General features: G+C 70.2%; 18 protein-coding genes and 1 tRNA gene. 13 read left to right on the top strand and 6 right to left on the bottom strand.

The features are described from left to right. The first annotated feature begins 5 nt into the window (after nucleotides 1-5). Both ACRQ5B_RS05885 and ACRQ5B_RS05880 read left to right on the top strand, forming a co-directional pair. Nucleotides 6-87 (top strand) — tRNA-Leu (locus tag ACRQ5B_RS05885). Nucleotides 88-274: 187 nt separating this feature from the next. Next, nucleotides 275-1837, top strand: coding sequence for a CehA/McbA family metallohydrolase (locus ACRQ5B_RS05880; RefSeq protein ID WP_432397873.1), 1563 nt, complete (start codon nucleotides 275-277; stop codon nucleotides 1835-1837). 19 nt (nucleotides 1838-1856) lie between these two features. On the opposite strand, the gene ACRQ5B_RS05875 is transcribed toward ACRQ5B_RS05880, so the two are convergent. Beyond that, nucleotides 1857-2543 (bottom strand): TetR/AcrR family transcriptional regulator, encoded by a 687-nt coding sequence (locus tag ACRQ5B_RS05875; RefSeq protein ID WP_432397870.1) that lies wholly within the window; start codon nucleotides 2541-2543, stop codon nucleotides 1857-1859. 181 nt (nucleotides 2544-2724) lie between these two features. Here ACRQ5B_RS05875 and ACRQ5B_RS05870 point away from each other — a divergent pair, with 181 nt between their 5' ends. From ACRQ5B_RS05870 to ACRQ5B_RS05855, 4 genes are all read left to right on the top strand, one after another. After that, nucleotides 2725-4098 (top strand): flavin monoamine oxidase family protein, encoded by a 1374-nt coding sequence (locus tag ACRQ5B_RS05870; protein WP_432397867.1) that lies wholly within the window; start codon nucleotides 2725-2727, stop codon nucleotides 4096-4098. A 67-nt stretch (nucleotides 4099-4165) separates the two neighbouring features. Continuing rightward, nucleotides 4166-5116 (top strand): universal stress protein, encoded by a 951-nt coding sequence (locus ACRQ5B_RS05865; RefSeq protein WP_432397864.1) that lies wholly within the window; start codon nucleotides 4166-4168, stop codon nucleotides 5114-5116. Continuing rightward, entirely contained in the window at nucleotides 5113-6651 is a 1539-nt protein-coding gene (locus ACRQ5B_RS05860; RefSeq protein ID WP_432397861.1) for an APC family permease, read from the top strand. The genes ACRQ5B_RS05865 and ACRQ5B_RS05860 overlap by 4 nt, the downstream gene beginning before the upstream one ends. Before the next feature lie 66 nt (nucleotides 6652-6717). Beyond that, nucleotides 6718-7200 (top strand): pyridoxamine 5'-phosphate oxidase family protein, encoded by a 483-nt coding sequence (locus ACRQ5B_RS05855; protein WP_432397858.1) that lies wholly within the window; start codon nucleotides 6718-6720, stop codon nucleotides 7198-7200. Between the two features lie 80 nt (nucleotides 7201-7280). On the opposite strand, the gene ACRQ5B_RS05850 is transcribed toward ACRQ5B_RS05855, so the two are convergent. Further along, nucleotides 7281-7919 (bottom strand): NADPH-dependent F420 reductase, encoded by a 639-nt coding sequence (locus ACRQ5B_RS05850; protein ID WP_432397855.1) that lies wholly within the window; start codon nucleotides 7917-7919, stop codon nucleotides 7281-7283. Beyond that, a complete protein-coding gene (locus tag ACRQ5B_RS05845) occupies nucleotides 7916-8587 on the bottom strand; it encodes a hypothetical protein (RefSeq protein WP_432397853.1) in 672 nt (223 codons plus the stop codon). Before ACRQ5B_RS05845 ends, ACRQ5B_RS05850 begins: the two co-directional genes overlap by 4 nt. Before the next feature lie 215 nt (nucleotides 8588-8802). Here ACRQ5B_RS05845 and ACRQ5B_RS05840 point away from each other — a divergent pair, with 215 nt between their 5' ends. After that, complete coding sequence (locus ACRQ5B_RS05840) at nucleotides 8803-9180, top strand: VOC family protein (protein ID WP_432397850.1); 378 nt, start codon at nucleotides 8803-8805, stop codon at nucleotides 9178-9180. 47 nt (nucleotides 9181-9227) lie between these two features. Here ACRQ5B_RS05840 and ACRQ5B_RS05835 read toward each other — a convergent pair whose 3' ends face one another. Then, nucleotides 9228-9626: a DUF5997 family protein gene (locus ACRQ5B_RS05835; protein ID WP_432397847.1), complete on the bottom strand. Its 399-nt coding sequence runs from the start codon at nucleotides 9624-9626 to the stop codon at nucleotides 9228-9230. 110 nt (nucleotides 9627-9736) lie between these two features. On the opposite strand from ACRQ5B_RS05835, the gene ACRQ5B_RS05830 reads away from it, so the two are divergent. From ACRQ5B_RS05830 to ACRQ5B_RS05810, 5 genes are all read left to right on the top strand, one after another. After that, nucleotides 9737-10537, top strand: a complete 801-nt coding sequence (locus ACRQ5B_RS05830) for a LysR family transcriptional regulator substrate-binding protein (protein WP_432397844.1) — start codon at nucleotides 9737-9739, stop codon at nucleotides 10535-10537. A 29-nt stretch (nucleotides 10538-10566) separates the two neighbouring features. Further along, nucleotides 10567-11325: a LamB/YcsF family protein gene (locus ACRQ5B_RS05825; RefSeq protein WP_432398705.1), complete on the top strand. Its 759-nt coding sequence runs from the start codon at nucleotides 10567-10569 to the stop codon at nucleotides 11323-11325. Nucleotides 11326-11332: 7 nt separating this feature from the next. Then, nucleotides 11333-13012 (top strand): 5-oxoprolinase/urea amidolyase family protein, encoded by a 1680-nt coding sequence (locus ACRQ5B_RS05820; protein WP_432397842.1) that lies wholly within the window; start codon nucleotides 11333-11335, stop codon nucleotides 13010-13012. Beyond that, nucleotides 13012-14796 (top strand): acetyl/propionyl/methylcrotonyl-CoA carboxylase subunit alpha, encoded by a 1785-nt coding sequence (locus tag ACRQ5B_RS05815; protein ID WP_432397839.1) that lies wholly within the window; start codon nucleotides 13012-13014, stop codon nucleotides 14794-14796. The genes ACRQ5B_RS05820 and ACRQ5B_RS05815 overlap by 1 nt, the downstream gene beginning before the upstream one ends. An 88-nt stretch (nucleotides 14797-14884) precedes the next feature. Next, entirely contained in the window at nucleotides 14885-15181 is a 297-nt protein-coding gene (locus ACRQ5B_RS05810; protein WP_412884464.1) for an antibiotic biosynthesis monooxygenase family protein, read from the top strand. A 27-nt stretch (nucleotides 15182-15208) separates the two neighbouring features. On the opposite strand, the gene ACRQ5B_RS05805 is transcribed toward ACRQ5B_RS05810, so the two are convergent. Further along, nucleotides 15209-16207 (bottom strand): bile acid:sodium symporter family protein, encoded by a 999-nt coding sequence (locus ACRQ5B_RS05805; protein WP_412884465.1) that lies wholly within the window; start codon nucleotides 16205-16207, stop codon nucleotides 15209-15211. A gap of 75 nt (nucleotides 16208-16282) precedes the next feature. Then, nucleotides 16283-16684, bottom strand: coding sequence for a MerR family transcriptional regulator (locus tag ACRQ5B_RS05800; RefSeq protein ID WP_432397836.1), 402 nt, complete (start codon nucleotides 16682-16684; stop codon nucleotides 16283-16285). 166 nt (nucleotides 16685-16850) lie between these two features. On the opposite strand from ACRQ5B_RS05800, the gene ACRQ5B_RS05795 reads away from it, so the two are divergent. Then, complete coding sequence (locus ACRQ5B_RS05795) at nucleotides 16851-18374, top strand: SulP family inorganic anion transporter (protein WP_412884467.1); 1524 nt, start codon at nucleotides 16851-16853, stop codon at nucleotides 18372-18374. The last annotated feature ends 3 nt before the right edge of the window (nucleotides 18375-18377 follow it).

Here is an 18377-nt window from a genome sequence, read left to right as displayed (position 1 = left end):
GTTGCGCGCGAGTGGCGGAACGGCAGACGCGCTGGCTTCAGGTGCCAGTGTCCGAAAGGGCGTGGGGGTTCAAATCCCCCTCGCGCACGCATTCAAAGAACCCCGGTCTTCGGACCGGGGTTCCTTTGTTTTTCCGGCGCAGTCCACTCGGGCGGGCCGAGCCCGCGGTGGGACCTCCCCAGAGACGCATGACGACGGTATTCCCAGCGGACGTTCACACTCCGGCCAACCCGTGCCCCCCGGGAGTTCAGCTGCCGCCGTGAGCATGGTCCGCGTGACTTCACCCTGTAAGGCCCACGAGGCCATCACCCCCGCTCTTTCTCCCAGCCGCCGAGGCTTCCTCGCCGCCGCCATGACCGGTGCGGCCCTGACTCTGGCACCCATGAACTTCGCGGCCGCCGCCGACGGCAGCGCCACCACCAAGACCCTCACCGGCCACCTCGATCCCGGTGCCGCCGACTTCGTCTACCTGCCGGTCGAGGTCCCCGCCGGTGTCAACAAGATCAGCGTCAGCTACAGCTACAGCAAGCCCTCCGTCGCCGCCGGCCTGCTGAACAACGCCTGCGACATCGGCGTCTTCGACGAGAAGGGCACCGCGCTCTCCGGCAAGGGATTCCGTGGCTGGTCCGGCGGATTCCGGACCGAATTCTTCATTAGCGCCGCCGAGGCTACCCCCGGCTACCTCCCCGGCCCCGTGGGCAGGGGCACTTGGAACATCGCCCTCGGCCCCTACCAGGTGGCCGAACAGGGCATGGACTACACCGTCACCGTCACCCTGGACTTCGGCCCGGACGCCGCACCCGACCGCCCGCAGTATCCGCCGCAGCAGGTGGCCGGCAAGGGTCCGGGCTGGTACCGCGGCGACGCGCACCTCCACACCGTCTACTCCGACGGCAAGCGCACCCCCGAGGAAGTGGCCGCGGGTGCCCGTGCCGGCCGGCTGGACTTCATGATCAGCACCGATCACAACACCCCGGCCTCGCACGGCGTCTGGGGCCCGCTGGCGGGTAACGACCTGCTCATCCTCACCGGTGAGGAGGTCACCACCCGCAACGGCCACTACCTGGCGCTGGGGCTGGAACCGGGCGACTGGATCGACTGGCGCTACCGCGCCCGGGACAAGGGCTTCGAGCAGGAGGCGCAGCACATCCACGCCTCCGGCGGCCTGGTGGTCCCCGCCCACCCCTACTGCCCCTACGTGGCCTGCCGCTGGAAGTTCGGCTACGACGACGCCGACGCCGTCGAAGTATGGACCGGCCCGTGGACCGCCGATGACGAGTACGCCATCAACACCTGGGACTCGATGCTGGCCCAGTCGGCCCGTACCGGCGGCCGCTGGCTGCCTGCCATGGGCAACAGTGACGCCCACAGCGCACCGCAGGTCATCGGCTTCCCGCACAACGTGGTCTACGCGAAGGCGCTCTCCCGGGACGGCGTGCTGGAAGGCATCCGCAACGGTCGCAGCTGGATCGCCGAGTCCGCGGACATCACCGTCGACTTCAGCGTCGCCGTCGGCGGCCGCACCGCCGGCGTGGGCGAGCGGCTCACGGCGGCCCCGGACGCGCGGGTCACCGTCACGGCCAAGGTCTCCGGCGTCGCCAACGGCGTGGTCCGGTTCATCACCGACGAGGGCCAGACCCAGCAGTTCACCCTCCCCGCCTCCGGGACGGGCACCTGCACCTGGCTGACGACGCCGCAGCTCGCGGCCTACATCCGGGTGGAGGTCCGGCACCCGCTGCCCGACGGCACGGCCAGCAACGGAACGGCCATGGGGACCACGCTCCAGCTCGGCCCCATGGCGGCGCTGACCAACCCGGTGTTCCTCGACGCCAAGTAGCCCGCCCGGAAGGCTGCGCCTAGGACCTCAGGGCGCCGAAGCCCGCGATCAGGGCTTCCAGGCCGAGGCTGAAGGCGGTGTCCGCCTGGTTGGCATAGCCTTCCGTGCCCAGGCTGGCGACGGCGGCGGTGAAGTTCGGCGTCGACGCGGCCAGACTGCCGGCGTCGAAAATATCCGCCGGCGCCGTGACGTCGTAGGCCGAGCCGAAGATAAAGGACTCCAGCGCCACGATGGCCGCGACGATCCGGTCCTGCGGGAAGCCCGCGCGGCGGAAACCGGCGCTGACCGCCTCGTACATGGCCAGGGTCTTCGGCGCGTCCGCCACCGGCAGGACGGCAATAACTGGAATCAGCGGGGTGTGGCGGGAGAACACGTCCCGGTAGCTCCAGGCCCACTCCCGCACTGCCTGCTCCCACGGCAGGGTCTCGAACGCCGAGACGTCCACGAACGAGGTCAGGTGGTCCTGCACCAACACCAGAACCTCGCGCTTGGAAGCGACGTGGTTATACAGGGCCGACGGCGCCACGTTCAGCGTCTTCGCGAGGGCGGCCATGGTGAACGCGTCGTAGCCGCTCTTGCGCACCAGTTGCAGGGCCGCGGCGGTGATGCCGTCCTGGTCCAGGACCGCGGCGGCGGGGCGGCCGACGCGGCGGCGCGAGACCGCCGGGCGGTGCGGTTCCGTGGTGGCGTTGCTGGCTGCCGGCATGCCCTGCCCCTCTCTTCCTGCGGATCCGGGAGGCTCCCGGCGGGTGTCCTCTGGATTATTCCACCGACGGCAACCTTGCGCCGGGGTCTTCCCTCCGCGCCCCTCCGGCGTTATAGTCGTCACTAAATGAATGGCATTCATTTAGTGGTCCGCATCACTGAGCGGACCCGGAGAGGACATCATGCTGGAATTTGACCGCGACGTCGCCATCGTCGGAGCCGGCCCCGCGGGCCTGACCGCGGCCCGTGAACTGCGGAAGGCCGGGCTGAGCGTGGCCGTGCTGGAGGCCCGCGACCGCGTGGGCGGCCGGACCTGGACCAACACCATCGACGGCGCCATGCTGGAAATCGGCGGCCAGTGGGTCTCCCCGGACCAGACCGCCCTCCTGGAACTGCTGGACGAACTCGGACTCGAAACCTACGACCGCTACCGCGACGGCCAGGCCGTCTACCTCGGCGCGGACGGCAAGCGCACCCTCTACACCGGGGACACCTTCCCGGTCAGCGAGACGACGGCGGCCGAGATGGCCAAGCTGACCGATCTGCTGGACTCCCTCGCCGCGGAGATCGGGCCCACCGAGCCGTGGGCCCACCCCAAGGCCCGTGAGCTGGACACCATCTCCTTCCACCACTGGCTTCGCCAGAACTCCACCGACGAGGAAGCCTGCAACAACATTGGCCTCTTCATCGCCGGCGGCATGCTCACCAAGCCGGCGCACGCGTTCTCGGCGCTGCAGGCCGTGCTGATGGCGGCGTCGGCTGGTTCCTTCACCCACCTCACCGACGAGGACTTCATCCTGGACAAGCGCGTGGTGGGCGGCATGCAGCAGGTCTCCGTGCTTCAGGCCGCGGAACTGGGCGACGACGTCGTCCTCTCCAGCCCCGTGCGCAGTATCACCTGGGCGGAGGATACTGCCACCGTGGTCTCCGACCGTGCCACCGTCACCGCTCGCTACGTCATCATGGCCGTGCCGCCGAACCTGTACTCCCGCGTCTCCTACAACCCGCCGCTGCCGCGCCGCCAGCACCAGATGCACCAGCACCAGTCCCTGGGCCTGGTCATCAAGGTCCACGCCGTCTACAGCTCGCCGTTCTGGCGCGAGGAGGGCCTCTCCGGCACCTGCTTCGGCGCCGACGCCCTGGTCCAGGAGGTTTACGACAACACCAACCATGAGGACCCGCGCGGGACCCTTGTGGGCTTCGTCTCGGACGAAAAGGCGGACGCCATGTTCGAACTCAGCGCCGAGGACCGCCGCCGCGCCATCCTCGAATCGATCGCCGGATTCCTGGGCCCGAAGGCGCTGGAACCGGAGGTCTACTACGAATCCGACTGGGGCTCGGAGGAGTGGACCCGCGGAGCCTACGCCGCCAGCTACGACCTGGGCGGCCTGCACCGCTACGGCAAGGACCAGCACGCCCCCGTCGGCCCCATCTACTGGGCCTCCTCCGACCTCGCGGCCGAGGGATACCAGCACGTCGACGGCGCCATCCGGATGGGCCGCCAGGTGGCCGCCCGCATCGTCGCCGCCGCCGACCGGCTCCCGGCCGGCCGCTGACCCGGCGCGCCACCCCGTGACCCAGCTTGTGACCCAGTCCAGCATCCAACCAGAGAGGTCGGTCAGTATGCGATACGTAGTGGGATATTCCGCCAACGCCAGAGGCCGCGACGCCGTCAACCTGGCCGTCTCCCTGGCCCGCGGCCGCGGGGCCGCCCTGGACCTCGTCGTCGCCATCCCGGAGGCCGCGCCGTTCAACGCCGCGCACGCCCCCGCCGCCGGCTACGACAACTACCTGCACCAGCAGGCGCAGGAGTGGCTCGACGAGGGGCTGCGGCTAATCCCCGCGGACGTGCCCGCCTCGGCGCACATCCGCAGCGGCGAATCCGACGCCCAGACCCTGATCGATGCCTGCGACGAGTTCGGCGCCGACATGCTGGTCATCGGTGCCACCAGCAACGGGCTGTTCAAGCGGTTCACCGTGGGTTCCGTGGCCGGCGCCCTGCTGCACGCCGCCACCGTGCCGGTGGCCCTCGCGCCGCACGGTTACCACCGGCGCGAGGCGCTGACCCGGGTCAGTTGCGGGCTGGGCGACCGGCCCGGCGCCGAGGAACTGCTCGACTATGCGGTGTCGATGGCCACCAACCGGCACGTCCCGCTGCGCGTCGTCTCGCTGCTCACCCTGGACGAAGGCGACTCGGCAGAGGCGGCGGAAACCGCCCGCGCCTACGCCGCCCGCCACCTCGCCGCCGCCCTCCCGGCCGCCGGCACCCCGGGCTCGCCGGATGGCCCCGGTGCCGACGGCGGGCCCGCGGCGGCCGCCCACCCCTCCGACGTCGTCGTGGCGCAGGGCCGCAGCGTCGAGGAAGCCGTGGACCGGCTCGACTGGGAGGACGGCGAAATCCTGCTGATCGGCTCCAGCCGGCTGGCCCGGCACCGCTCCATCTTCCTGGGCAGCACCGCCAACCGGATCCTGCGCGCCCTGCCGGTTCCCATGATCGTGGTCCCCAGCGACTACGAGCTCAAGAGCCCGTCCCATTCAACGTCGAATGACCCATCCCGAGAGGCACAAGCATGAGCATCAAACACGCGACGTCCGGCACCGCCGGCACCGTGCAGCAGCACGGTCTGAGCGAGAAGGGATTGAAGGCCGGCTCGGTGGGCCTGATCGGGGCAGTGGTCATCGGCGTTTCCTGCATCGCTCCGGCCTACACCCTCACCGCCGCGCTCGGCCCCACCGTCTCCGAGGTGGGCGTCCACCTGCCGGCGATCTTCCTGGTCGGCTTCATCCCCATGCTGCTGGTGGCCCTGGGCTACCGCGAACTGAACAACGCCATGCCCGACGCCGGCACCTCGTTCACCTGGGCCTCCCGGGCGTTCGGACCGTGGATCGGCTGGATGGGCGGCTGGGGCCTGATCGCGGCCACCATCATCGTGCTCTCCAACCTGGCCGCCGTCGCCGTCGACTTCTTCTATCTGATGCTCGCCCAGATCTTCAACAACCCCGAGCTGGGCGACCTGACCAAGGTGCTGCCGCTGAACATCGCCACCACCCTGGTCTTCATTGCCCTGGCCTGCTGGATCTCTTACCGCGGCATGGAAACCACCAAGACCGTGCAGTACGTCCTGGTCGGCTTCCAGCTGCTGGTCCTGGGCTGGTTCGCCATCGCGGCCTTCAGCCACGTGGCCAACGGCACTGCTTTCGACGCCACCGCGATCTCCCCGGACTGGTTCAACCCCTTCGCCGTCGAATCCTTCTCCGCCTTCGCCGCCGGCGTCTCACTCTCGATCTTCATCTACTGGGGCTGGGACGTCACCCTGACCATGAACGAGGAAACCCGCAACCCGGAGAAAACCCCGGGCCGGGCCGCCACCGTCACCGTCCTGGTGATTGTGATCATCTACATGACGGTCGCGCTGGCCACCTTGGCGTTCGCCGGCGTCGGCGAGGAAGGCCTGGGCGCCGGCAACCCGGAGAACCAGGGCAGCATCTTCGCGGTCCTCGCCGGGCCGGTCATGGGGCCCTTCGCGATCCTGATGTCGCTGGCCATCCTGAGCAGCTCCGCGGCCTCGCTGCAGTCCACCTTCGTCTCGCCGGCCCGCACGCTGCTCTCGATGGGCCACTACCGGGCGCTGCCGGCCAAGTTCGGCACCATCAGCCCCAGCTACAAGTCCCCGAGCTTCGCCACGATTGCCTCCGCCGCCGCGGCCGCCGGGTTCTACGTCATCACCCGCACCCTGTCCGAGAACGCCCTCTGGGACACCATCACCGCGCTGGGCATGATGATCTGCTTCTACTACGGCATCACCGCCCTGGCCTGCGTCTGGTTCTTCCGCGCCCAGGCTTTCCGGGGAGCGCACTCGTTCTTCTTCAAGTTCCTGGCACCCTTGCTGGGCGGCGTGATCCTGCTGGTCATGTTCGTCAAGACCGCCTACGACTCGATGGACCCGGAATACGGCTCCGGCTCCTCGATCGGCGGCCTGGGGCTGGTGTTCATTCTCGGAATGGGTGTGATCCTGCTGGGCGTGGTCCTGATGCTGGTGATGGCCAAGCTGCGGCCGGAGTTCTTCCGCGGCCAGGTGCTCTCCCGCGGACGGCAGCTTGAAAACTAAGCACCCTTATCAATAGGCTGGCGGCAGGAGGACATCCCTCCGGATTTCTCAAGACGAGGTGAGCACATGTCGGACGCGCAGGACATCAGCAAGGTGACGGACATAATCAACGATTCCCGGATCGGAATGTTCACCACCATCAACGAAAAGAACGCCCTGGTCAGCCGTCCGCTGGCGGTCCAGGACGTGGAAAACGACGGCGACATGTGGTTCTTCACATCGCAGGACACCTCCCAGGTGGCCCACGTCAAGGCCAACCCCGCCGTGAACGTCTCCTTCGGCAAGGGCACCGAGTGGGTTTCCGTGGCCGGGACCGCGGAGATCGTCACCGACCGTCAGGCGATCCGTGACCGCTGGAACCAGGCCGTCGAGGCCTGGTTCCCGGACGGCCCGGAAACCCCCGGCGTGGTCCTGCTCCGGGTCGACTCGGACTCCGCCGAGTACTGGACCAGCCCGGGCGGCACCGCGGCCACCGTGCTGCAGTGGGTCAAGTCCAAGGTCACCAACAGCCGGATGAGCGTGGGCGAGAGCGGCACCGTCGAGCTATAGCTCTTACGGCCCTGAACCACGACGGCGGGCGGTCCGGTCTGATGACCGGGCCGCCCGCCGTCGTTTGCGTCTTTTGCCTCTTAGTCGAAGACGTTCAGCGCAGTCTGCCAGTTGAAGGATTCGTAGGCCGGATTCATCTGCAACCCGATCATCAGCAGCTGGATCCCCTCCAGCTCGCGGGCATGCCGGAGCGCGCCGACCTGCAGCGGCCGGAGACCTGCCTTGGCGGCAAAGGATGCCACCTCGTTGCGGGCCTGCTCCGAGTCGGAGGCGATGAACACGTCCAGCTGCCGGCCGCCCACTGACCCCTCCGCCAGCGGCCCGGCGAAGGTTGTGTTGAAGGCCTTCACGACCCGGGCGCCGGGCAGCAGCCGGGACACCTCCTCCGCGGCCGAGGTGCCGGGCTCCACCAGCAGCGAGTCCCCGGTCTCCATATTCACCGGATTGCTGATCTCCACCACGGTCTTGCCGCTGAGGGTGTCCCCGTAGTGCGCCGCCACCTCCTTGGCCGGCTCAAAGTACAGCGCCAGGACCACGATGTCGCCCTCCGGGACGTCGCCCAGGCTGCCGGACGTGGTGCCCCCGCCGAGTTCCGCCGCCAGCCGGGCCGCGTTGTCCGGGCTGCGGTCCAGGATCTGGATGGATTCCCCGGCGGCGGCCGCCCTCAGCCCGATGGCCCGGGCCATATTGCCGCTGCCGATGATGGTGATGTCTGTCATTGCACACTCCCTGGTGAAAGTCGTGGCTGGCCGAGTGCACCGGCGGAACGCTCGGCCTCGGCCAGGGCGGTTTCCAGCCGCGCCACGGCATCGCTGTAACTGGGTCCGTCCGCCCGGCCGGGCCCGCCGAGACCCGCCGTACCGCCGAGACCTCCGCTCCCGCCACGACCTGCAACGGGTCTCAGCAGTTCCGCCCGCCGCATGGCCTTGAACAGGGCCGAGGTCTCGGGGTGCCGGGCGTCGCTGAGCTGCGGGTAGTCAATGCAGAGGGCCGGATCCAGCTCGTAACGCTGCCAGCGGGCCAGCACCTCTCCGTGCCGGGCCGCGGCCGCCGCGTCGTCCGCCGTCGCCCGCCTGCTGTCCCGCCTCATCCGCTGCCGGCGCAGGAACGCCGGGGTCCAGCGCAGGCTGGCCACCGCCGAGGCCACGGCGACGGTGGCAAGCATCAGACCCGCTGCGGGGGAGGCGAGGGCGCCCAATAGGACCGCCGGAGCCACCACAGCCACACCCGCGAAGACGTCCCAGAAGACGGCGTCGGGGAGGGTCCCGGGGTCGGCGTGGTGCTTGCGGGCCAGAGAGGCGGACCCGGCGGCGCCCACGGCCACCACCAGTGTCAGGGCCAGCAACTGCCACAGCCCCGCCACGGCAAACATTGCAGGAAACGGCATCGCGCACCTCCCGCGGAACCCCGGGCGGGTGCGTTCCGCTCCTTCCATTGCAGGTCATCCGGGCCGGGCCGTCAATGGCGCAAAGTCCCGGGCGGGGATTGAGGGAGGATTCCGGGGCGCGTTAAGGGGTCTGTTGCGCCGGCCGGGTGCGCCGGGCTGTTGCTGGCTGCCCGTGCCCGTTCCCAGGGCGGCGGCCGCCGCGTAGCCTAGGGCCCATGCGACTGAAAATGTGCAGTATCCATGTCAAGGACCCGGCGGCGGCCCACGAGTTCTATACCGGCATCCTCGGCTTCGAAACCTTGATGGCCATGCCGGAGCACAACCTCTTCATCATCAAGGACCCGGAGGGTGCGGCCACGGTGGGGCTGCTGCTGGAACCCAGCGACAACCCGATTGGTGCGTCCTACATGAACGCTGTGCACGACGCGGGGTTGCCCGCGATTGTCTTCGGGGTGCCGGACGTGCGGGCCGAGTACGAGCGGCTCACGGCCAAGGGCGTCATGTTCCTGACCGAGCCCTCCGACGGTCCCGGCGGCACCACAGCCATCCTCGACGACGGCTGCGGCAACTACATTCAGCTGCACCAGGACTAGGTCCGGCGGCCTGCCGGGCGCGGCCAGCTCATGGCCACGCGCGGTTCCTACTCGGTGCGGGCCTTCTTGGCGGCCTTCTTCGCCGCTTCTTCCTTGACCCGCTGCGCCTCGGCACGGACCGCGGCGTGGGTGGCGCGTTCGGCCACCAGCCAGGCCGGGGGAGCCTGCAGCAGCGCGGTGATCTCCGCCGTCGTCAGCGCCTCCTCGACGCCGCCGCGGGCAAGGCCGCTGATTGAGACGTTGAGCTTCTGCGCGACCACGGGGCGCGGGTGCGGGCCGTTGCGGCGCAGTTCGGCCAGCCACTCCGGCGGGTTGGCCTGGAGCTCGGCGAATTCCTCGCGGGTAACGACCGAATCCTGGAACTCCTGGGGCGTGGCGGGCAGGTAGAGGCCAAGTTTCTTGGCAACGGTGGCCGGCTTCATGGACTGGGAGTCTGCAGAGGTCATGGTTAAAGGGTATCGGTCGGCGCGCCCGCGGGGCACCACTGCACTCCACTCCCGGGACCGTCCCCGCTGCCACCCCCGCGCGCCGGAGGCCCGGGCGGTACTGTGAAGCTGTGCCCGCAGCAGAAGAAACGCCCCAGCCCCACGACGAGTCCGCGCCCCAGCCCCGGGAGCTGCGCTTCGCCTACGTGGCCGGGGTGACCCCCGGCAAGTGGATCCGCCGCTGGGAGGAACGGATGCCGGAAGTGCCGCTGGGCTCCTTCATGACCGACGACGCCGGCCAGCTCGCCGTCCTGCGCGACGGATCCGCGGACCTGAGCTTCGTGCGCCTGCCGGTGGACCGCGAGGGCCTCAGTGTCATCCCGCTCTACGAGGAACAGCCGGTGGTGGTGGCGCCCAAGGGCCACGAAATCTCCCTCTTCGAGGAGGTGGCACTGGAGGACCTGTCCGCCGAGACGTTCCTGGACGTGGCTGAGCTCGGCGGCGCCGAAGCCGCGCTGCAGGTGGTGGCCTCCGGCGCCGGACTGGTGATCCTGCCGATGTCCGTTGCGCGGCACTTCAACGTCAAGGACACCGTCGCCCGCCGTCTCATCGGAGCCCCCGTCACGCAGATCGCCCTGGCGTGGCCCAGCGAGACCACGGACGAGGTGATCGAGGAGTTCATCGGGATTGTCCGCGGACGCACCGCCGCCAGCTCCCGCCAGCCCTCCGCCCAGCAGGAGAAGCCCAAGCGGGCACCCAAGCCGGACCGCCGCGGACCGGCCGTCAAGCAGCCCAAGGTCGCCCAGCGCTATGCCCCGAACCCGGACAAGGGCCGCGGCAAGGGCTCCCGCAAAAGGGAAAGCGCTGACCCGCACAGAAAATTGTTGAACAATCCTCGTTCATGGTGCATCCTAGGTAGGAAGCAACCTTGAGACGAGGATCACACATGGCCACCATCGGGCTGAACACCATTGACTTGAACAGCGACGTCGGCGAATCCTACGGGCGCTGGAGCCTCGGCGACGACGCCGCCATGTTCCGCTCCGTCTCCAGCGCCAACGTCGCCTGCGGATTCCACGCCGGCGACCCCAGCGTCATCCGCCAGACCTGCCGGGACGCCGTCGCCGCCGGGGTCACCATCGGCGCGCACGTCGGCTACCGCGACCTGGCCGGCTTCGGCCGCCGCTTCGTGGACATCGACCCGGGCGAACTCGCGGACGACGTCGTCTACCAGATCGGCGCGCTGCAGGCCCTCGCCGCCACGGAAGGCGGCAAGGTCACCTACGTCAAGCCCCACGGCGGCCTCTACAACGCGATCGTCTCGCACACCGCCCAGGCGAAGGCCGTCGTCGACGCCGTGAAGTCGGTGGACCCGGGCCTGCCGATCCTGGGACTGCCCGGCTCCGAGGTCCTGCGCCTGGCCGAGGCCGCCGGTCTCCGTGCCGTCACCGAGGCCTTCGCCGACCGCGCCTACAACCCCGACGGAACCCTGGTCTCCCGCACCCGCCGGGACGCCGTCCTGCACGACCCCGCCGAGGTCACCGAACACGTCCTCCGGATGGCCACGGACTCCGCCGTCCGCGCGATCGACGGCTCCATCCTGAAGATCCGCGCCGAAAGCATCTGCGTCCACGGCGATTCACCCGGCGCCGTGGCCATGTCGGCTGCGGTCCGCGCCGCCCTCAACGACGCCGGCATCGGCACCGCCCCGTTTGTCTAGGCCCGTGATGACCCAGACAACGGGGGAGGCACTGCAGGCGGGGACGGGCAGGGTGGTTGGCGTCCGCCCGGCCGGGACCCGCGCGGTCCTGGCCGAACTCGCCGGCACCGGAGACGTCCTGGCCCTGCAGGCCCTGCTCCAGGAACACCCGCTGCCCGGCCAGGTGGACGTGCTGGCCGCCGCCCGGACCGTCCTGGTCACCGCCGACTCCCCGGCCTCCGCCCGCCGCATCGCCGCCACCCTCCCGGAACTCGACCTCACCACCCCGGTCCAGCGCGACGGTGGCCTGGTGGTCATCGACACCGTGTACGACGGCGAGGACCTCGCCGAGGTGGCCCGGCTGACCGGGCTGGGCCCCGACGGCGTCGTCGCCGCCCACACAGGCCAGCTCTGGACCGTGGCCTTCGCCGGATTCGCCCCCGGCTTCGGCTACCTGCTGGGCGAAGACAGCGCCCTGGAGGTGCCGCGCCGCAGCTCGCCCCGCACCGCCGTCCCCGCCGGGGCCGTCGCCCTGGCCGGCACCTATTCAGCCGTCTACCCGCGCCGTTCACCCGGCGGCTGGCAGCTGATCGGACACACCACCGCCCGGATGTGGGACCTGAGCCGGGACCAGCCCGCCCTCGCCGCCCCCGGCCAGCGGATCCAGTTCCGCGCGGTCCGGGAGAGCCTGAACATCGCCCCCGAATCCGCGCCGGCCACAGACGCGCCGGCGCAGGAAGCCTCCTCCGGGCTTCGCATCATGTCGCCCGGACTGCAGAGCCTGATCCAGGACCTTGGCCGCACCGGCCACGCCGGCCTGGGCGTATCCGCGGCCGGGGCCCTGGACCGGGCCTCGCTCCGGCGGGCCAACCGCCTGGTGGGGAACGCGGCGTCCGCCGCCGTGATCGAGACGGTGGCCGGGGGATTGCAGGTCCGCGCCGTGGGCGACCAGGTCCTCGCCGTCACCGGTGCTCCCGGCGAGCTGACCATCACGGCCAGTGACGACGGCGCGGCCCTCGACCGCACCGTGCCAATGGCCACCCCGTTCGCGCTGCTCGACGGCGAGACCCTGACCCTCGGTGCCCCCGCCAGCGGGTTCCGCAGCTACCTGGCCCTGCGGGGCGGCGTCGATGTCCCGCCGGTACTGGGCAGCCGGTCCACCGACACGCTCGCCGGCCTCGGCCCGGCCCCTCTGGCAGCCGGGCAGACGCTGGCCGCCGGCGGCAGCACCGAGTCCGGCGTGGTGGGCCACCCCGAGGTCCAGCCCGACTTCCCCGACGACGGCGTGACCGTGCTCGACGTCATCCCCGGGCCCCGCGCGGACTGGTTCGACCGGGCCGCCCTGGACTCCCTTACGGCCCAGGAGTGGACCGTGAAGCCGCAGTCCAACCGCGTGGGTATGCGGCTGGACGGCACACCGCTGCGCCGCACCCGGGACGGTGAACTGGCCAGCGAGGGGACCGTCTCCGGTGCGCTCCAGGTCCCGCCCGAGGGCCTGCCCGTGCTCTTCCTGGCCGACCACCCCGTCACCGGCGGGTACCCGGTGATCGCCGTAGTCGTCGACGCGCACCTGGACCGGGCGGGGCAGGTCCCCATCGGCGGAACCATCCGCTTCCGCTGGGCCGACAGCGACAGCGACAACCACACCGACGCCCCCGCGGCAACGCCCGCCGCCCCCACAGTCTCCGACACAGAAGTGAGTTCCTGATGCGCAAGGTCCTGATCGCCAACCGAGGAGAGATTGCCGTCCGGATAGCCCGGGCCTGCGACGACGCGGGGCTCGCCTCCGTGGCCGTGTACGCCGACGTCGACGCCGATGCCCTCCACGTCTCCGCCGCCGACGAGGCCTACGCGCTCGGCGGCAACTCGCCGGCCGAGACTTACCTGAGCATCCCCAAGCTGCTCGCCGCGGCCGCCGCGTCCGGCGCCGACGCCGTGCACCCCGGCTACGGCTTCCTCTCCGAGAACGCAGACTTCGCCCGGGCCGTCCTGGACGCCGGGCTGACCTGGATCGGGCCGTCCCCGGAGGCGATTCTGCTGTTGGGCAACAAGATCACCGCCCGCGAGACGGCGGTCCGCGCCGGAGCCCCGCTGGTGGCCGGCAGCGACGGACCGGTGGGCTCCGCGGCCGAGGCCCGCGCCTTCGCCGAGGAGAACGGCCTGCCCATGGCCATCAAGGCGGCCTTTGGCGGCGGCGGCCGCGGCCTGAAGGTGGTCCGCTCCCTCGACGAGGTCGAGGAGGCCTTCGACTCCGCCGTCCGCGAGGCCGTCGCCGCGTTCGGCCGCGGGGAGTGCTTCGTTGAGCGGTGCCTGGACCGGCCCCGCCACGTCGAGGCCCAGATCCTCGCCGACACGCATGGAAACGTGGCCGTCGTCGGCACCCGCGACTGCTCACTCCAGCGCCGCCACCAGAAGCTGGTCGAGGAGGCCCCGGCACCGTTCCTGACCGACGAGCAGACCCGGCAGATCTACGACGCCGCGAAGGCCGTCTGCCGGGAGGCCGGCTACACCGGCGCGGGCACCGTGGAATTCCTCGTTGCGGCCGACGGGACCGTGGCCTTCCTCGAGGTCAACACCCGCCTGCAGGTGGAGCACCCGGTCACCGAGGAAACCACCGGCGTGGACCTGGTGCAGGAGCAGTTCCGGATCGCCGCGGGGGAGCCGCTGGGCCTCGACGGGGACCCGGCACCCCGCGGCCACGCCTTCGAATTCCGGCTCAACGCCGAGGACGTGGGCCGCGGCTTCCTGCCCTCGCCCGGCACCGTCACCGGCTTCAGCGGCCCCACCGGCCCGGGCATCCGGCTCGACTCCGGCGTGCGCGCCGGCTCGATCGTGGCGCCGCAGTTCGACTCGCTGCTGGCCAAGCTGATCGTCACCGGCGCGGACCGGCAGCAGGCCATCCGCCGCGCCCGCCGTGCCCTCGCCGAACTGGAGATCACCGGCGTCGCCACCGTGTTGCCGTTCCACCGCGCCGTCCTCGACGCCGCCGACTTCACCGCCCCCGACGCCCTGAACGTCCATACCCGTTGGATCGAGACGGACTTCGCGGACCGGATCCCGGCCGACCCCCGCTACAGCCCGGCCGCACCCGAGGGCGCCCGCCGCACCATCACCGTGGATGTCGACGGAAAACGCCTCGCCGTCGGGCTCCCCGCGGAGCTGCTGGACGGCTGGATGCGCGGCGGGAACGGTGCGGCAGTGGGTGGGAGCGGGTACGACGCCGAAACCGGCGGTCGCGCAGACGCCGGCCGGGCGGACACCCGCCCCGCGGAGGCCGACCCAGCCGAACTCCGCGCCGACATGGCCGGCACCGTGGTGAAGTGGCTGGTGGAGCCCGGGACCGAGGTCGCCGCGGGCGACGCCGTCGTGGTCCTCGAGGCGATGAAGATGGAAACCCAGGTTTCCGCCCACCGGGACGGCACCCTCACCGACGTCCGGGCGGACGCCGGCGGCTCCGTCAGCGCCGGCGCGGTTCTGGCCCTGATCGGCTAGCGGCCGGCGGGCAGTCCGGCCCTACCGGCGCCCGCGGGCCAGTCCGATGCTGGGGGAATCAGCCCCACATCGAGAACGGAGGCGGGCCATGTCTGTCTACAGCCTGGGGATCTGGCTGGTGCATCCCGGCCGCGAGAATGACTTTGTCCAGGCCTGGCGGGACCTGGCCAGGAAGACCGAGGAGGACTACCCGGGCGCCCAAGCCGTGCTGATGCACGACGCGGACGTCCGCCAGCGCTTCATCAGTACCGGCGCCTGGGAGTCGCTGGAGCAAATTGAGCAGTGGCGCGGCTCCCCGACGTTCGCCCAAGGGCTCGCCGCGATCCGCCCCATGCTGGAGCACTTCGAGGCCCGCACACTGGACGAGGCGGCACGGATCGGCTGAGGCCCAGCCGGTGAAACGAAAAGCGGCTTAGGCGTCGCGCAGCGGACGGCGGGCCAGCCAAGCGGCCACAATGGCGCCCGAGACGTTGTGCCAGAGCGAGAACACGGCCGAGGGCAGGGCGGCCAGGGCGCTGAAGTGCGCGGTGGCCAGCGTCGCGGCCAGGCCGGAGTTCTGCATGCCCACCTCGAACGCCAGGGCGCGGCGGGCCTTGTCGTCCAGGCGGCCCAGCTTGCCGGCGAGGTAGCCGAGGCCCAGGCCGAAGCCGTTGTGCAGCACCACGGCGAGGAAGACGATGCCGCCGGCGGCGACGATCTTGCTAGCGCTGCCGGCGACCACGATCGCCACGATCAGGGAGATCACCACGGCCGAGGCCCACGGCAGGGCCGGGAGGACCTTCGCCACCACGCGCTTGAGGAACAGGCGCGCCAGGAGGCCGGCGACGACGGGCAGCAGCACGGTCTTGACGATGTCCAGCACCATTCCGGCGGCGTCGATCTGCAGGTAGGAACCGGCCAGGAACAGCACCAGCAGGGGAGTGACCACCGGGGCGATCAGCGTCGAGACGGAGGCGACGGCGACGGAAAGGGCGACGTCGCCCTTGGCCAGGAAAGCCATCACATTCGAGGCTGTGCCCGACGGCGCGCAGCCCACCAGGATGACGCCGACGGCGAGTTCGGGCTCGAGGTGCAGCGCCTGGGCAATCAGCCAGCCGGCGCCCGGCATGATGACGTAGTGCGCCACGATGCCCAGCACCACGGCCCACGGCCGCTTCGCCACGGAGGCGAAATCCGGCGGCGTGAGGGTCAGTCCCATGCAGAACATGATGATGCCGAGCAGATACGGGACGCTCGGTGCGAGCGGCTTGAAGGCGCCCGGTGCCAGGAAGCCGGCGACGCCGGCCACCACCACCAGGAGCGGGAAGACCGTGACGGCGATGCGGGCGATCCGGGCCTCGGCGGCGAGGGCGGGATTGGCCGGGGTGTCCGCGTCGGTGCGGGACTCTGAAGATTTAGTTGCCTCAAGCATCCAAGAATGGTGCCACTCGGCGCGTCCGCGCGGCCACTTTGTGACCGGGGGCGCGGGGAGTGTGTCAGGCGGAGTCTAGGCGGTCCGGCGGCTCAGCATGGTGATGAACTCGTCGGCCTGGGCGAGGTTGCGGGCCATCTTGGCGCGCTGGATTTCGGCGCGTTCCAGGAATTCGGCAAGTGCGGTGGTGGCCGTAGGGGCCTCCGTGCCGAGCAGGGCCAGGATTTCGGCCATTTCCTCCAGGGAAAATCCGAGCGGTTTCATCTGCTTGATCACCATCAGGCGATCGGCATCGGTCTCCGAATAGACGCGGAAGCCGCCCTCGGTGCGGGCGGACGCGGGCAGCAGGCCGACGTCGTCGTAGTGCCGGATGGTGCGCAGGGACAGGCCCGTGCGTTCCGCCAGTTCGCCGATGTGCATGGTGGTGGTTTTGGCCGTCATGAAGGTCTCCGTCCGCTCGACGTTCAACTCTACCATCACGTTAGGGTAGAGTTGATGAAGACGCGGTGTGATGGCCAAGCCGTCCCGCTCTTCTTCGGCGCAGTGTGGCGCCCGCAATCGACGCATCACAGAATTCGCCAGACCCGGGCCGGTCCCGGGATCCGTGGCGCCCCGGCGCCCCCAATCAGAAACGGAGCCAGCAGTGGCCGTGACAACCGCCGTGCCCGCACCCGCCCCAACCCCCGAAGAACGTCAGTCCGTCAGGGCCACCCTCGCCTCCCCGCGGCGGCTGAAGACCGAGGTCCTCGGCGGCCTCGTCGTCGCCCTCGCGCTGATTCCCGAGGCCATCGCGTTCTCAATCATCGTCGGCGTCGATCCGCGGATCGGCCTCTTCGCCTCCTTCACCATGGCCGTCACGATTTCGATCGTGGGCGGTCGTCCCGCCATGATCTCCGCCGCCACGGGGGCCGTGGCCCTGGTGATGGCGCCGCTGGTCGCCTCACATGGCGTGGACTACCTCATCGCGGCGGTCATCCTCGCCGGCATATTCCAGATCATCCTGGGGCTGTCCGGCGTGGCGAAGCTAATGCGGTTCATCCCGCGCTCGGTCATGGTGGGCTTCGTCAACGCCCTGGCCATCCTGATCTTCATGTCCCAGGTCCCCGAACTCCTCGGCGTCCCCTGGCTGGTCTACCCGCTGGCGGCCCTCGGCCTCGTGATCGTGTTCGGCCTGCCGAAACTGACCACCGCCGTCCCCGCCCCGCTGGTGGCGATCGTCGTGCTGACGCTCATCACCGTGCTGGCCGCCGTCGCCGTCCCGACCGTGGGGGACAAGGGCGCCCTGCCGGATTCGCTGCCGTCCCTGCTGATCCCGTCCGTCCCGTTCACCCTCGAGACGCTGCAGATCATCTTCCCGTTCTCGCTGGCCATGGCCTTCGTGGGTCTGCTGGAGTCCCTGATGACGGCCAAGCTGGTCGACGACATCACCGATACCCGCTCGCCCAAGTCCCGTGAGGCCTGGGGCCAGGGCGTGGCCAACATCGTGACCGGCTTCTTCGGCGGCATGGGTGGCTGCGCGATGATCGGCCAGACCATGATCAACGTCAAGGCCTCCGGCGCCCGCACCCGGATCTCCACCTTCCTGGCCGGCGTCTTCCTGCTGATCCTGGTGGTGGTGCTGGGCGGCATCGTGTCCCTGATTCCGATGGCGGCGCTGGTGGCAGTGATGATCTTCGTATCGGTAGCCACCTTCGACTGGCACAGCATCCGGCCCCGCACCCTGAAGATGATGCCCAAGAGCGAGACGGCGGTCATGGTGGCCACGGTCATCGGCACCGTCGCCACCCACAACCTGGCCGTCGGCGTCGGCGTCGGGGTGCTCGTGGCCATGGTGCTGTTCGCCCGCCGCGTGGCGCACTTCGTGACCGTGGACCGCACGGTGACCACCGCCGGCGGCCATGACACCGCCACCTACACGGTGACCGGCGAGCTGTTCTTCGCCTCCTCGAACGAGCTCTATACGCAGTTTGACTATGCGCTGGACCCGGAGTTTGTGGTGATCGACCTGCACGCGTCCCACCTCTGGGATGCCTCCACCGTGGCGGCGCTGGACGCGATCACGGAGAAGTACCGCCACCATGGCAAGGACGTGAAGATCGTGGGTCTCAACGACGCCAGCGTCCGGATGCAGGAACGGCTCGGCGGAAAGCTCGGCGCCGGGCACTGACCC

Source organism: Pseudarthrobacter sp. L19, assembly GCF_050859435.1.
GTDB lineage: Bacteria > Actinomycetota > Actinomycetes > Actinomycetales > Micrococcaceae > Arthrobacter.
The sequence above is the reverse complement of the archived record's forward strand: the minus strand, read 5'-3'. Positions and strand labels throughout refer to the sequence as shown.

Excerpts from the sequence above, each read along its gene's own strand:
- ACRQ5B_RS05875 (WP_432397870.1), bottom strand. The coding sequence starts at position 2,543 with ATGCCGGCAGCCAGCAACGCCACCACGGAACCGCACCGCCCGGCGGTC.
- ACRQ5B_RS05860 (WP_432397861.1), top strand. The coding sequence starts at position 5,113 with ATGAGCATCAAACACGCGACGTCCGGCACCGCCGGCACCGTGCAGCAG.
- ACRQ5B_RS05800 (WP_432397836.1), bottom strand. The coding sequence starts at position 16,684 with ATGGTAGAGTTGAACGTCGAGCGGACGGAGACCTTCATGACGGCCAAA.
- ACRQ5B_RS05805 (WP_412884465.1), bottom strand. The coding sequence starts at position 16,207 with ATGCTTGAGGCAACTAAATCTTCAGAGTCCCGCACCGACGCGGACACC.
- ACRQ5B_RS05855 (WP_432397858.1), top strand. The coding sequence starts at position 6,718 with ATGTCGGACGCGCAGGACATCAGCAAGGTGACGGACATAATCAACGAT.
- ACRQ5B_RS05845 (WP_432397853.1), bottom strand. The coding sequence starts at position 8,587 with ATGCCGTTTCCTGCAATGTTTGCCGTGGCGGGGCTGTGGCAGTTGCTG.
- ACRQ5B_RS05835 (WP_432397847.1), bottom strand. The coding sequence starts at position 9,626 with ATGACCTCTGCAGACTCCCAGTCCATGAAGCCGGCCACCGTTGCCAAG.
- ACRQ5B_RS05820 (WP_432397842.1), top strand. The coding sequence starts at position 11,333 with ATGACCCAGACAACGGGGGAGGCACTGCAGGCGGGGACGGGCAGGGTG.
- ACRQ5B_RS05815 (WP_432397839.1), top strand. The coding sequence starts at position 13,012 with ATGCGCAAGGTCCTGATCGCCAACCGAGGAGAGATTGCCGTCCGGATA.
- ACRQ5B_RS05865 (WP_432397864.1), top strand. The coding sequence starts at position 4,166 with ATGCGATACGTAGTGGGATATTCCGCCAACGCCAGAGGCCGCGACGCC.
- ACRQ5B_RS05870 (WP_432397867.1), top strand. The coding sequence starts at position 2,725 with ATGCTGGAATTTGACCGCGACGTCGCCATCGTCGGAGCCGGCCCCGCG.
- ACRQ5B_RS05840 (WP_432397850.1), top strand. The coding sequence starts at position 8,803 with ATGCGACTGAAAATGTGCAGTATCCATGTCAAGGACCCGGCGGCGGCC.
- ACRQ5B_RS05810 (WP_412884464.1), top strand. The coding sequence starts at position 14,885 with ATGTCTGTCTACAGCCTGGGGATCTGGCTGGTGCATCCCGGCCGCGAG.
- ACRQ5B_RS05850 (WP_432397855.1), bottom strand. The coding sequence starts at position 7,919 with ATGACAGACATCACCATCATCGGCAGCGGCAATATGGCCCGGGCCATC.